The 13,460-nt window shown below is 63.6% G+C and carries 8 protein-coding genes; 6 read left to right on the plus strand and 2 right to left on the minus strand.

The window, feature by feature from the left end:
- Positions 1 to 85: 85 nt before the first annotated feature.
- On the minus strand, positions 86 to 586 hold the full coding sequence (locus MO486_RS08060) for a hypothetical protein (RefSeq protein WP_242905938.1): 501 nt from the start codon (positions 584 to 586) through the stop codon (positions 86 to 88).
- Positions 587 to 692: 106 nt separating this feature from the next.
- Between MO486_RS08060 and MO486_RS08065 the strand changes: the two genes are divergently transcribed.
- Complete coding sequence (locus tag MO486_RS08065) at positions 693 to 2,132, plus strand: PLP-dependent aminotransferase family protein (protein ID WP_242905940.1); 1,440 nt, start codon at positions 693 to 695, stop codon at positions 2,130 to 2,132.
- A 76-nt stretch (positions 2,133 to 2,208) separates the two neighbouring features.
- Here MO486_RS08065 and MO486_RS08070 read toward each other — a convergent pair whose 3' ends face one another.
- Positions 2,209 to 2,622, minus strand: a complete 414-nt coding sequence (locus tag MO486_RS08070) for a hypothetical protein (protein WP_242905942.1) — start codon at positions 2,620 to 2,622, stop codon at positions 2,209 to 2,211.
- 123 nt (positions 2,623 to 2,745) lie between these two features.
- Between MO486_RS08070 and sufT the strand changes: the two genes are divergently transcribed.
- From sufT to MO486_RS16480, 5 genes are all read left to right on the plus strand, one after another.
- Positions 2,746 to 3,297, plus strand: coding sequence for a putative Fe-S cluster assembly protein SufT (gene sufT, locus MO486_RS08075; protein ID WP_242905944.1), 552 nt, complete (start codon positions 2,746 to 2,748; stop codon positions 3,295 to 3,297).
- A gap of 286 nt (positions 3,298 to 3,583) precedes the next feature.
- Positions 3,584 to 5,752 (plus strand): TonB-dependent receptor, encoded by a 2,169-nt coding sequence (locus MO486_RS08080; RefSeq protein WP_242905945.1) that lies wholly within the window; start codon positions 3,584 to 3,586, stop codon positions 5,750 to 5,752.
- A 339-nt stretch (positions 5,753 to 6,091) separates the two neighbouring features.
- Positions 6,092 to 6,826, plus strand: a complete 735-nt coding sequence (locus MO486_RS08085) for a hypothetical protein (protein WP_242905947.1) — start codon at positions 6,092 to 6,094, stop codon at positions 6,824 to 6,826.
- 108 nt (positions 6,827 to 6,934) lie between these two features.
- A complete protein-coding gene (locus MO486_RS08090) occupies positions 6,935 to 9,802 on the plus strand; it encodes a pre-peptidase C-terminal domain-containing protein (RefSeq protein WP_242905949.1) in 2,868 nt (955 codons plus the stop codon).
- Between the two features lie 230 nt (positions 9,803 to 10,032).
- The coding region (locus MO486_RS16480; protein ID WP_345779204.1) for a PKD domain-containing protein at positions 10,033 to 13,460 on the plus strand (3,428 nt) is incomplete at its 3' end.

Genomic DNA, 13,460 nt, shown 5'->3' on the forward strand with positions numbered 1-13,460 from the left:
GCAGCCGACAAAGAGCCAATCGGGCCGTTTCACGGGCAAAAAAACGGCCCTGTGCAGGGCCGTTGGTTGTAGCCGTGGGGCGCAATCAATCGGATTTCGCCGCCCTCGCGAACAAGGCGCAGGGAATACCCACAAACACGATGTAGGCGACGAAGCAGGCTACCTGCCAGTCGACACGTGGCGGTTTGACAGTGTGCGACGCAGAAAACAGCGGCAGCAATACATCGAACATCAACACGTACAGGAGCGCGCCGTACAGCGCGCCGTAGCGCAATGGTTGTTGCAGCAACGCAGGAATACGACGGCTCGCCAGCACGTAACCCGCCGCCATTGCGGTCATCAGGTAGTAGTGCAGGGCGGCGCCGAGCAGCACCGTGGTCCAACCGCCCGACAAGGCCGCTTCACGGCCGAGGACCCACCCCGCGATGGCCTGCAGGATCCGGCTGGGCGGTACGTCGTGGATGGTCCAGTAAGCACTGGCGAAGGCCAGATCGAGGGTGCCGACGGTCAAGCCGGCGAGCAGTATCCACGGCAGCCTGAAATATGCGGCGTGGGACAGGTGGGTCGTGAAATCCGTCGTCTTCATGCCAGGCTCCTTGCCGGACGAATTGGCTCTATCAAGCCCCGCACGATTGGCTCTGGCAAGGTCCAATTGGCTACAGTGGAATGGAGCCAATCCAAGGAGTTGGCCCATGCATATCCAGTTGGATGGTCACGGCCCGTTGCATGCGCAGCTGACACGGGCGCTGAAGTCGGCCATGTTCGCTGGGCGCGTGCATTCCGGCGAACGGCTGCCACCCACGCGATTGCTGGCACGCGAATTGGGAATGTCCCGCAATACGGTCCTCGCAGCTTATGAACAGCTGCGAGCGGAAGGTTTCGTCGATGGCCGTGTCGGCTCAGGCAGTTACGTCACGCCGCCATTGCAGATCTCGCGGCCGGCGACGCCATGCGAGGCATCGGAGCCGGCGCAATCGGCCTATGCGCGGCGCATGCGCGCGTTTCACGACAATGCCCGGCTGGCCAACGCGATGGATGTCCAGATCCGGCATCGGTTCCAGTACGGCATGCCGCTGACCAACCCGGCACTGACCAACTTGTGGGCGCGTGAACTGTCACGCGCTGCCCTGTACACAAAACCTAGCTACCCACCTGTGCAGGGTTTGCCGGCGCTACGCGAAGCAGTCTGCGACTACCTCGCCCGCCGACGCGGCGTGGAGGCGATGCCGGAGGACGTATTGATCGTCGCCGGCACGCAGCAGGCGATTGCGTTGACCACCCGCATCCTGCTCGATGCGGGCGACCACGTCGCGATCGAGGACCCGCAGTACTTCGCCACGCGTCGCGTGCTGCAGATCCATGGTGCGACCTTGTGTGCAGTGCCGGTGGACGGCGACGGACTGGTCGTCGACGCCCTGCCTGTGCGTGCGCCGCGGCTGGTGTGCGTCACGCCCTCGCATCAGTTTCCAAGCGGCGCAGTGATGTCGCTGTCGCGACGCAGGGCTTTGCTCGATTACGCCGAACGCCAGGGCTGCTGGGTCTTCGAGGACGACTACGACGGGGAGTTCCGCTACGACAGCAAGCCGTTGGCTGCATTGCGCTCGCTCGACGAAGCCCGCCGCGTGATCTACGTGGGAAGTTTCTCGAAAGTGCTGTTCCCGGCGTTGCGCATGGGCTACCTGATCATGCCCCCTGGATTGCGCAACGACTTCATCGCGGCGAAATGGGCGGAAGACTTCGGCTCACCGGCGATCGAGCAGGCGGCCTTGGCAAATTTCATCGGCAATGGCGGTTTCGAACGCCATCTGCGGCGTTCGACCAAAACCCTGGCGGAACGTCGTGCCGTGTTGATGCAGGGATTGGAAAGCTGCAGCCGCGGGCGATTGGACATCGCCGATTCGCGCGCCGGCATGCATGTCGCGGTCTGGTTGCGCGAAAAGTCGCGCGCCGAAGGCGATGCCCTGATTGCCCATGCACAGGCGCTAGGGCTGGGGCTGCACTCGATCGCACCTTCCTATCTCGCGCCGCCTGACCGGGCCGGCCTGCTGATGGGGTTCGCGGCGATGTCGCCCAGCGAGATCCAACAGGGCATTGAGGTATTCGCGCGCTGCCTCGACCACTGCTATGCCTGACATACGCGCCCTCGCTCTTCCTTGCCTTGCACGCCCTCAGGCCCGGCACGACCTGCTCGGATAGCGTTAACAGGCCCTAACGCGACGCGATCAGCGCCAGCAGCAAGCCGGCGGCGGTCCATGCGAATTCGGCCGGGCCGCTGGCGAGGTCGACCATGGTCCAGGCCAGGGAGGGCCCCAGCCGCAGTGCCGAATCGAGGAAGCCCAGGCCCATCACCACCCCCATCTGCGCGGCGACGATGCCCCAGTTCGCCAGCGCGATGCTCGCCGCGGTCGCGGCCACGCCGGCCAGCATCCGCCCATTGCCCGGAGCGACACGCGCCAGCCGCAGCAACCAGGCGGCGTCCAGGGCTGCCACCGGCGCCATCCAGGCGCAGGGCGCGCCACTGATTGCCGCCACTGAAATCCAGGCAGCCGCCAGCCCGCAGATCCCGAGCAGCAACAGGGCAAAAGCGAACCACGGGAATCGGCGGATGGGTGCTGCGGACATTCATGCCTTCCTGTAAATGGCGCAGCATAGCGGGCGTGCGCGCCCAGGGCCTGCTCGGAAAGCATTGTCAGGCCCTAGAATGCACGGCCTTGCGCTGCGCACAGGCGCCACCATCTTCTCCGTATGTATTCCCGCAGCAGCGAACCCGTCCGTTTCGAGCGCGATTGCGCCGTTGTCCTCGTCCCTCAAGGCGAGGAAGTGACCTTGCCTGCGGGCAGCATCGGCTACATCACCCAGGCGCTTGGCGGCAGCTACACCGTATTCGTCGAAGGCAACCTGTTCCGCGTCGCCGGTAAGGATGCAGATGCCATTGGCAAAGAACCGCTGGCACCGCTCGAGCTCGCCGCCGGCGCATCGGATGAGGCCGTCGAGCAACTGGTGTGGAAGCAGCTGCGCACCTGCTTCGACCCGGAGATCCCGATCAACGTCGTCGACCTCGGCCTGGTCTACGAAGCCAACGTGCGCATGCGCGACGACGGCCAGCGCGAGGTCGAGGTCAAGATGACCCTGACCGCCCCCGCGTGCGGCATGGGCGACATCCTCGTCGACGATGTCCGCAGCAAGCTGGAATTGATCCCGACCGTGGCCGAGGCCGATGTCGAACTGGTGTTCGACCCGCCGTGGAACCGCTCGATGATGTCCGAAGCCGCCAGGCTCGAGACCGGGATGCTCTGAGGGGCGGACCCTCGCGCGGCCGGCTGGAAAACCGGTCATTCAATCCAAGGGCATGCCGTGATTCTGTGACGAACGTCTCATTGAAGGCGATTACATTGCTGCGCCTGCAACATGTAAGTCGGGCGACAAACGGTTAGTTTTCTGTACCGGACGGCATCCGCGATGTTGTCCGTTTTTTGTTGTGAAACGCCGCGCGCCATGGAGGGCCCCAGCACCGCTGGTGGCGCACATTGCTTCTTTTGATCCGCGCATGCGGATGCTTGATTGCTTTGTTTCGGGGAATCTGATGTCCGTGAAGTCGCAGAACCGCGTGCGTTTGCTCGCGGCAGCCCTGGTGCAGTTCCTTGCAGCCGCGATGGCGACCGCCCACGCTCAAGATGCCGCGGCTGTCGACGATCTGGCCCGGTGCAAAAGCGACACCACGATCAAATGCCTCGACCTGATCCAGGTCACCGCGACGCGGCGACCGGAATCCACGCTCGACGTGCCCGCTGCGACGACGATCGTCAGCGCCGAAGAGATGCGCAACGCCGCGCCGCAGACGGTGATGGACGCGTTGCACGGCGCCGTCGGCACCTTCGTGCAGCAGACCACGCCGGGGCAGGGCGTGGTGATCGTGCGCGGGCTGAAAGGTTCCGAAGTGCTGCATCTGGTCGACGGTTTCCGCCTCAACAACGCGATCTTCCGCAACGCGCCCAACCAGTACATCGCCCTGGTCGATTCGCAGGCGGTGGATCGCATCGAAGTGGTGCGCGGGCCGTCGAGCACGCTGTACGGCAGCGATGCGATGGGTGGCGTGGTGCAGATGCTCACCACGGAGCCGCACTTCGACGGCAATGAATGGCAGTACGACGGACGCCTGCGTTTCATGTTCGGGTCGGCAGACCGCATGCTGCTGAGCCGGGCCGAATTCGCCACCGGCCACGATGGCCTGGCGATCTCCGGCGGTGCGACCTACCAGGACGTGGATGACCTGCGCGTCGGTGGCGGACCGCGATTGGGCCCAAGCGCGTTCACCGCGCATGGCGGCGATTTCAAGCTGCGTGCCGAGATCGCCGAAGGCCATGAACTCACGGCCAGCGCGCAATACATGAAGCAACCGCGCACGCCGCGTTACGACGCGCTGGTGCCTGGTTTCAGGCAAACACAGCCGGACAATGCAACTTTCTTCTTCGAACCGCAGGAGCGCCGCTTCGCGCAGTTGCGCTGGCGCATCACCAAACCGAACGCGCTGTTCGACACGGGCGAACTGCATCTTGGCCGGCAGGACATCGTCGACGATCGCCGCACGCGCGCGCCGGGATCGAGCAACGAGGATCACGAACAGAACCGCGACGAATTGACCGGCGTCACCGGTCAATTCGGCAAGGCGATCGGTGAGTCGCACTACCTCAGCTATGGCTTCGAGATGTACCGCGACGAAGTGGCGTCCAACAGGACTCGCCTAAACCTCAATAGCGGCGTCGTCATCCCGCGTGCGCCACGCTTCCCCGATGGTTCGGCCATGGACACCGCAGGACTGTACGTGGGTGACGACTGGCGCATCGGCGATCGCCTGGATCTCAATTACGGCATTCGTTACAGCCGCTACGACATCGAACTGGCGTCCATGCCGGAGTTCGGCCTGGTCGGTGTGAGGCTCAAGCCGGACGATCTCACCGGCAATATCGGGCTTGCCGTCGAGTTGAGCGACAACCTGCGCTTCATCAGCAATGTCGGTCGTGGTTTCCGCGCGCCCAACATCTTCGACCTGGGTTTGCTTGGCGAACGGCCGGGCGGGCGTTTCAACGTCCCCAATCCGGGCCTGCAACCTGAAAGCGTGCTCAGCTTCGACGCCGGCTTCAAGTTCGGCAGCGAGCGGCTGGTAGGCGAGGTGATTGCATTCCGTTCGCAATACCGCGACAAGATCACCAGTGTCCTGACCGGTGCCGGGCAGACGGCCGATGGTGTGCCGTGCGCTACGCCTGGCGTGCCTTCTACCTGTCTGGCGGTAGTGGAAAGCCGCAACGTCACCGAACTCAATCTGTGGGGTATCGAAACGGGCGCGCGGTATTACATGGCGCAGCCGAAGCTGGAGCTCTACGCCACCGCCACCTATACCCGTGGGGACGAAGAGTTTGAAGGCGCGGAATACTCCGCAGATCGCATCCCACCGCTGTTCGGCAAGGTCGGGGCGCTGTGGCATGCGCGCGAGAACCTGAGTCTCGAGGCCTACACGCTGTACGCCACCAGGCAGGATCGCCTGAGCCCGCGCGATGCAATCGATCCGCGCATCAATCCGGACGGCACTGCCGGCTGGGCTACGTTGAACGCACGCGTCGGCTGGAAGGCCAACGAACACTTCGACCTGGCGTTGCGCATGGAAAACCTGTCCGACAAGCGCTATCGCGAACATGGCACCGGTCTCGACGAACCCGGTCGCAACTTCATCTTCAGCGCCGATTACCACTTCTGATCGACTGTGGACCTCTGGAGCCTATTCATGTCGCCGCCACTCGCCGTACGTCAGAGCACTGATGCGCTGCAAGGTGACAACGATCGACGTGGGCTGCAGAGTCCGCGCCCGGGAGCCGTTGCAGCAGGGGAGCTCGTCGACGGTCAACATGTTCGCCAGCGCGGAACGAGTACCGCGGCGAATCCATCGGCAACGCAACAGGCATGCCGCCGAGGGCAGGGGATGGCGCGTTTTGTGTTCGTTGGAGCCGCCGTGCTGCTCTGCGCGTGTGCATGCACGCGTACACCGGAGGTTGGGGACGACACTGGCCGCAAGGCAGCCGTCATCGCCGAAGAAGCAGTGCCCGAGCCGAAGCGACAGAACCTCAGCGCGAAGCTTCCCGCCGGCCAACCGATCGTGATCGAGAACCCTTACGGCAGTGTGTTCTTGCGCTTTGGGGGTTACGAACATGAAGTCGGCGTCCATTCGACCTTGCAGCAACCGCCGGGAGCAGCGGCGATCGAGTTCAAATCGGGTCAACAGGACGGCAATTATCTGATCGCGCCGCGTCTGCCAGAAGGCGTGACATTGGCCGAAGCGCAGCGTCTCGACCTCGTGGTGTACGTGCCCGAGAAGCATCCTGTCACCGTGCGCACCGAGCGGGGTGACATCGAAAGCCGCGGCGTGAAGAGCGATCTGGACCTGAAGACGGTCGCCGGCAACATCGCCGCGCGTGGTACCGAAGGCACCGTGCAAGCAGAAACCGGCGAAGGTTCGATCGAAACCGCTTTCGCCGAGACGGCGCGCCCAGGATCCAAGCAGCGCCTGGTCACCACCACCGGCAGCATCGTGATTGGTGTGACGGATCGACTTGACGCGATCGTGCGAATGGCGACCTCAGGCCAGTTCGCCACCGATTATTCGATCGAAGTAACGCGGCATCCGGGTGCGGAACCCAACAAGGACGCGCGCGCGATGATCGGCGCGCCGAAGGCTGAAATCGTGCTCGAAAGCCGCCGCGGCGAGATCCGGCTGCTGCGGCGCGCGGAATATCTACCGACGGACGAAACACCTCCTACGCCCCCTCCTCGCTGAGCCGTACCAGCGCAACGACTGTTGTGCTTCGCCGATGCGCTGAATCCGTCGCTGGATGGCGACGTGGTCGGCCGTTGCTGTATGTCACTCAATTCGAGGGATCGTTCGATGAAACTTAAGACTTTCAAAGTCGCCGCGTTCGCGCTGCTGCTGTTGCCGTGCGCGGCCTTCGCCGCCAAACCGACCGAGAATCCCGGCCGCCCGCAACTGGGCGAACCGGTCACGCCACATAGCATCAACGTCGATATCCGCAACCTGCCGGTGGTGCCACAGTGGAAGCCCGGCCAGGCGATTCGCGAAGCGCACAAGCGCCAGTACCACCCGCTCGGCAGGATCCTGCCGCATGCACCGGCCGACAAGCCGACGGCGGCCGACCGCTTGTTCGAACTGCAGCAGATCTTCGATGAGAACGCGCCGGCCAGCGCACGAGCGCGTGCCAACAATGGCCACGTGAGCATCAACAACGGCAACACTGGCGTGAGCCCGGGCGACCCGGTGGTTGAGGTCGGTACCAGTCATGTCATGTACGGCGTGAATGGCAGCTCTGGCACCAGCTTCACCATCTACGACAAGGCCGGCACCAAGCTCGCCGGTCCGACCTCGTTCAAGTCGCTGGCTCCTGCAGGCAACGCCTGTGCGACCTCGATGAGCGACCCGATCATCTTGTTCGATCGTCTCGCCAACCGCTGGTTCATGCTCGAGATGGGCGGTACCAGTTCGAACCCCGCGCTGTGCACCTATGTCTCCAAGACCTCGAATCCGGTGACCGGTGGCTGGTGGTTCTATGGTTTCTCCACCCCGAGCGTGCCGGATTACCCGCATTGCGGTGTGTGGAACAACGCGTACGTCTGCGGCGACAACGAAGGCAACGCGCAGGTCTCGGTGTACGCCTTCGATCGCGAGAACATGCTCAACGGCGCCACCGCGCGTCCGGCGCAACGGTTTGCCAGCGTCAACAAGCTGGCCGGTTATGGCTTCCAGATCCTGACCCCGGCGACGTTCTACGGCTCCACCGCGCCACCTGCCGGCACCAAGCAGATCCTGGCCCGGCATAACGACGACGAAGCCCACGCCGGCGCCGGTGCCGACGGCACCAAGGACTTCATCGATCTTTACGAGATGACGATCGACTGGGTCACGCCGGCCAATAGCGGCATCACGGCGTTGCCGAAGATCAACATCACCGAGTTCAACAGCTGGTTCCGCAACTACTCGACCTTCGCCACGGTGCCGCAGCCGGGTTCCACCTCGCTGCTCGACCCAATCCGCGAAGTGCTGCTGAACCAGTTGAGCTATCGCAACTTCGGCACGCACCAGTCCATCGTCGGTACTTTCGCCACCAATCAGAACGCCGCGCGTACAGGTACGGTGGTCGATTCGGGCGTGCGCTGGTTCGAGTTGCGCAAGGTTGGTACCGGCGGCTGGACCTTGCACCAGGAAGGTACGTTCAGCCCAGGCGACAGCAATACCCATCATTTGATGGGCACTGCTGCCATGGACAAGAACGGCAACATCGGCCTCGGTTACAACGTCACCAAGACCAGCACGCCCACCGTGTTCGCCACGCTGCGTCACTCCGGCCGCAAGGCTGCCGATCCGGCGGGTGTGATGACCCTGACCGAGACCGACGACGCCGTCGGTAGCGCGGCGGAAACCTCCGGCCGCTGGGGCGATTACTACCAGATGACGGTGGACCCGGCCGACGACTGCACGTTCTGGCACGTGGGCATGTATCGCCCGAGCGGCAGCTGGCAGACACGCATCACCGACTTCAAGTTCGATGACTGCACCACGGGCGCGACCTTCTCGGTCTCGGGCACCATCACCAACGGCTCCGGCGTCGGCATCGGCGGCGTCAACGTCAGCAATGGTTCGGTGAGCACCACCACCAACACCAGCGGCACCTACACGCTGACCAACCTTGCCAACGGCACCTACACGATCACGCCTTCGTTGAGCGGCTACAGCTTCTCGCCGACCAACCGGAGCGTGACCGTCAACGGTGCCAACGTCACCGGCCAGAACTTCACCGGTACGGCGACCAGCAATGCCAACCCGGTGGCGAACTTCACGTTCACCACGTCGAACCTGACGGCGACATTCACCGACAGCTCCACCGACAGCGACGGCACGATTGCGTCGCGTAGCTGGAACTTCGGCGACAGCACCACCTCGACGACCACCAACCCGAGCCACACCTACGCTGCCGCGGGCACCTACAGCGTGGCGTTGACGGTGACCGACAACGGCGGTGCGACCAACACGATCACCAAGTCGGTGACCGTCACGGCGCCTCCGGGCAACGTGCTGACCAACGGCGTGGCGGTGACGGGTCTGGCGGCGACGACCGGCAACTCGGTGAACTACACGATGGTGGTGCCGGCCGGTGCGACCAACCTGAAGTTCGTGATGAGCGGTGGCACCGGTGATGCCGACATGTACGTGAAGTTCGGCAGCGCGCCGACCGACACCGTGTACGACTGCCGTCCGTATGCGAACGGCAATGCCGAAACCTGCACGATCACCAACATCCAGGCCGGCACCTACTACATCCGCCTGAAGGCCTACAGCAGCTTCAGCGGCGTCAGCCTGACCGGCAGCTACACCGAGCCGTGCACCAGCAATTGCGCACAGACCTATAGCAACACTGCGGACTACAACATCCCGGACAACAACACGACCGGCATTTCGAGTCCGATCGCGGTGTCTGGCCGCACCGGCAATGCACCGACGAACGCGTCGATCTCGGTCAACGTGGTGCATCCGTATGTCGGCGACCTGAAGCTGGACCTGATCGCGCCGGACGGCACGGTCTACAACCTGCGCAGCAACACCGGTGGCAGTGCCGACAACATCGTCGAGACGTACACCAAGGACCTGTCGAGCGAAGCGCTCAACGGCACCTGGAACCTGCGTGCGGTGGACAACGCCGGTGCCGACGTCGGTTACATCAACAGCTGGAGCGTCACGTTCTAAGCATCAAGTTTTAAGTGTTATCCCGGCGGCACCGCCGCCGGGATAACAACCGTCGTTCGAGGGCCGTGGCAGCCGCTCGACGTCGGATGAGAGTCGCTAGTTGCCACGGATGTGCACCTTTGCGAGCCGGACTTTTATCCGGCCCGTCTTTCAAATAGATCGGGGGAAACAAAATGCGTAAGACAACCAGCCGCGCCTCTTGGGTAGGCGGTTTGCTATTGACCCTCGCCATGGGGGCGCCCTTCGTGAGCGTCGCCGGCGAGAAAGAGAAAGATGATCCGGGCGGACGTCGCCTGGCGATGTACGAGTGGTACACCGACGATTACTCGCAGCGCGGCAAGAAAGTCAAAAAGCACCAGAAGAAGGCGTTGTGGGCGCAGAAATACGAGCGCTTCATGCACGATGCCGCCAAGCGCGAGCGCCAGCGCTATCGCGCGTTGCTGCCGCAGAGCGGCACCTCGGCGACGATGATCGATTCGACCCAGGCGGTCAGCGCGGCGAACGACACCAGCTGGATCAACATCGGCCCGACCAAGGCCAACTACGCGACCAACGGCAGCACCTTGAACGTGACCGACACCGGCCGCGTACGGGCCATCGCCACCGATCCGGCCACACCCGCCACGATCTACGTCGCTTTCTCCGGTGGCGGCGTGTGGAAGTCGACTGACGGCGGCGCGTTCTGGAATGCCAAGACCGAGACCCTCGGTTCGCTGTCGGTCGGTACGCTCGAAATGGATCCGAACAACGCCAGCACCCTGTACCTGGGCCTGGGCGATCCGTTCGACGGCACCGGCATCGGCCTGGTCAAGTCCACCGACGGCGCCGACACCTGGAGCGATCCGGTGATCCTCGGCGATTCGACCGAAATCCCGGACATCGAAATCGCACCGGGCAATTCCAACATCGTGCTCGTTGCGACCAACAAGGGCCTCTACCGCTCGACCAATGCCGGCGCCACCTTCACCAAGGTGACGATCGCCACCGGTCAGGCCGTGGACCCTTATGTCTGGACGCTGGCTTCGGGCGGCGGCACCAACTTCGTGCTCAGCCTCGAAGCGAACCCGGGTGCAGCGGCCACCGACGGCCAGATCTGGCGTTCGACCGATAGTGGTGCGACCTGGACCAAGGCCACGGGCGTCACCGATGCAGCCGGCATCGGCCGCATCAGCCTCGCTTCGGCGCCGTCCAACCGCAACACGATGTACGCGATGGCGGCCAATACCGGCGACCTGGCGAACATCTTCAAGTCGACCAACGGCGGCAGCAGCTGGACCGGCGTCGCCAAGAGCGGCACGACCTACAAGAGCTACACCAACACCAACACCGAATCGAGCAAGCTCAACACGTTGCTCGGCGGCCAGGGTTGGTACAACCATGCGATCGTCGTGGATCCCGCCAACGCCAACATCGCCTATTTCGGCGGTCAGTTGCTGCTGGCCAAGACCAGCGATGGCGGCACCACCTTCAAGCAGGTGAGCAACTGGCTTGCGCAGTTCAGCCTGCCGTACGTGCATGCCGACTTCCACGCTGCGCATTTCGCCAGCAACGGCACGCTCTACATCGGCACCGATGGCGGCATCTTCCGTTCGACGGACAACGCTACGACCTTCACCGACACGCTCAACGAAGGTATCGCGTCGCATCTGGTCTACCAGGTCGGCTCGTCGACCAATAACCGCAATGCGGTGATCGTCGGCCTGCAGGACAACGGTACACGCGTGCGTGTCAGCAACAGTAGCGTGTTCAACCAGGAGATCGGTGGCGACGGCTTCGGCAGCGACGTCAACCAGTCGAATGCCAACCAGATGCTCGGCAGCCTGTACTACTCGCGCATCTACAAGAGCACCAACGGCGGCCTGGATTTCAGCTCCGCCTGTTCGGGCATCACCGAGTGCAACAACTCGTCCACCGCGCCGTTCATCACCCGTCTGTCGCGCTGGGCCGGCGATGCCACCGGCAACACGCTCTACACCTTCAGCAATACCAAGGTGTACAAGACCACCAACTACGCCGGTTCGTGGAGCGCGTTGAGCGTCAGTGGTTTGCCGACGAGCAGCTTCATCATCCGTAACGTGGGCGTGGCACCCAGCAGCAGCCTTGTCGTTGGCCTCGTGGCCAGCGCAGGTCGCGTGTACCTGACCACCAACGGCGGCACCAGCTGGACTGCGGCAACGGCCCCGACCAACAACGGTTCGTCGCTGAGCTCGATCGCGTTCGACCAGACCGACCGCAACATCGTGTACGTCACTTCAGTGGCGCCTGATTCGACCAAGACCCATGTGTGGCGTTCGGCCGACTTCGGCGCGACCTGGTCGGCGATCGACAGCAGCGCGTCGGGCTTCCCGGCGGGTATTCCGGTGAACATGATCCGGATCGATCCGGTCACCAATACCACGCTCTACGCCGCCACGCATCTTGGCGTCTATCGCTCGACCGATAGCGGCGGTACCTGGGCCCGTTACGGCGCCGGCATGCCGCTGGTCAACGTCACCGACCTGTATGTGGCGGCGGATGATTCGCTGGTGCGCGCGGCGACCTTCGGGCGTGCAGTGTGGGAGTTGGTGCCTGGTGCCAATGCAGCCCCGGTCGCGAACTTCACATCGACCACGAGTGGTTTGACGGCGTCGTTCACCGACACCTCGACCGACAGCGATGGCACCATTGCATCGCGTTCGTGGAACTTCGGCGATAGCACCACCTCGACCACGACCAACCCGAGCCACACCTACGCGTCGGGCGGCACCTACACGGTGGCGTTGACCGTGACCGACAACGGCGGCGCGACCAACACGGTCAGCAAAACCGTCACGGTGACCGGCCCGGCGAATACGGCGCCGGTGGCGAACTTCAGTTTCACCGCCAGCGACTTGACGGCCAACTTCACCGACAGCTCCACCGACAGCGACGGCACGATTGCGTCGCGTAGCTGGAACTTCGGCGACAGCACCACCTCGACGACCACCAACCCGAGCCACACCTACGCCGCCGCGGGCACCTACAGCGTGGCGTTGACGGTGACCGACAACGGCGGTGCGACCAACACGATCACCAAGTCGGTGACCGTCACGGCGCCTCCGGGCAACGTGCTGACCAACGGCGTGGCGGTGACGGGTCTGGCGGCGACGACCGGCAACTCGGTGAACTACACGATGGTGGTGCCGGCCGGTGCGACCAACCTGAAGTTCGTGATGAGCGGTGGCACCGGTGATGCCGACATGTACGTGAAGTTCGGCAGCGCGCCGACCGACACCGTGTACGACTGCCGTCCGTATGCGAACGGCAATGCCGAAACCTGCACGATCACCAACATCCAGGCCGGCACCTACTACATCCGCCTGAAGGCCTACAGCAGCTTCAGCGGCGTCAGCCTGACCGGCAGCTACACCGAGCCGTGCACCAGCAATTGCGCACAGACCTATAGCAACACTGCGGACTACAACATCCCGGACAACAACACGACCGGCATTTCGAGTCCGATCGCGGTGTCTGGCCGCACCGGCAATGCACCGACGAACGCGTCGATCTCGGTCAACGTGGTGCATCCGTATGTCGGCGACCTGAAGCTGGACCTGATCGCGCCGGACGGCACGGTCTACAACCTGCGCAGCAACACCGGTGGCAGTGCCGACAACATCGTCGAGACGTACACCAAGGA

Origin of the sequence: Lysobacter sp. CFH 32150 (assembly GCF_022758295.1) — a bacterium.
Taxonomy (GTDB): Bacteria; Pseudomonadota; Gammaproteobacteria; order Xanthomonadales; family Xanthomonadaceae; genus CFH-32150.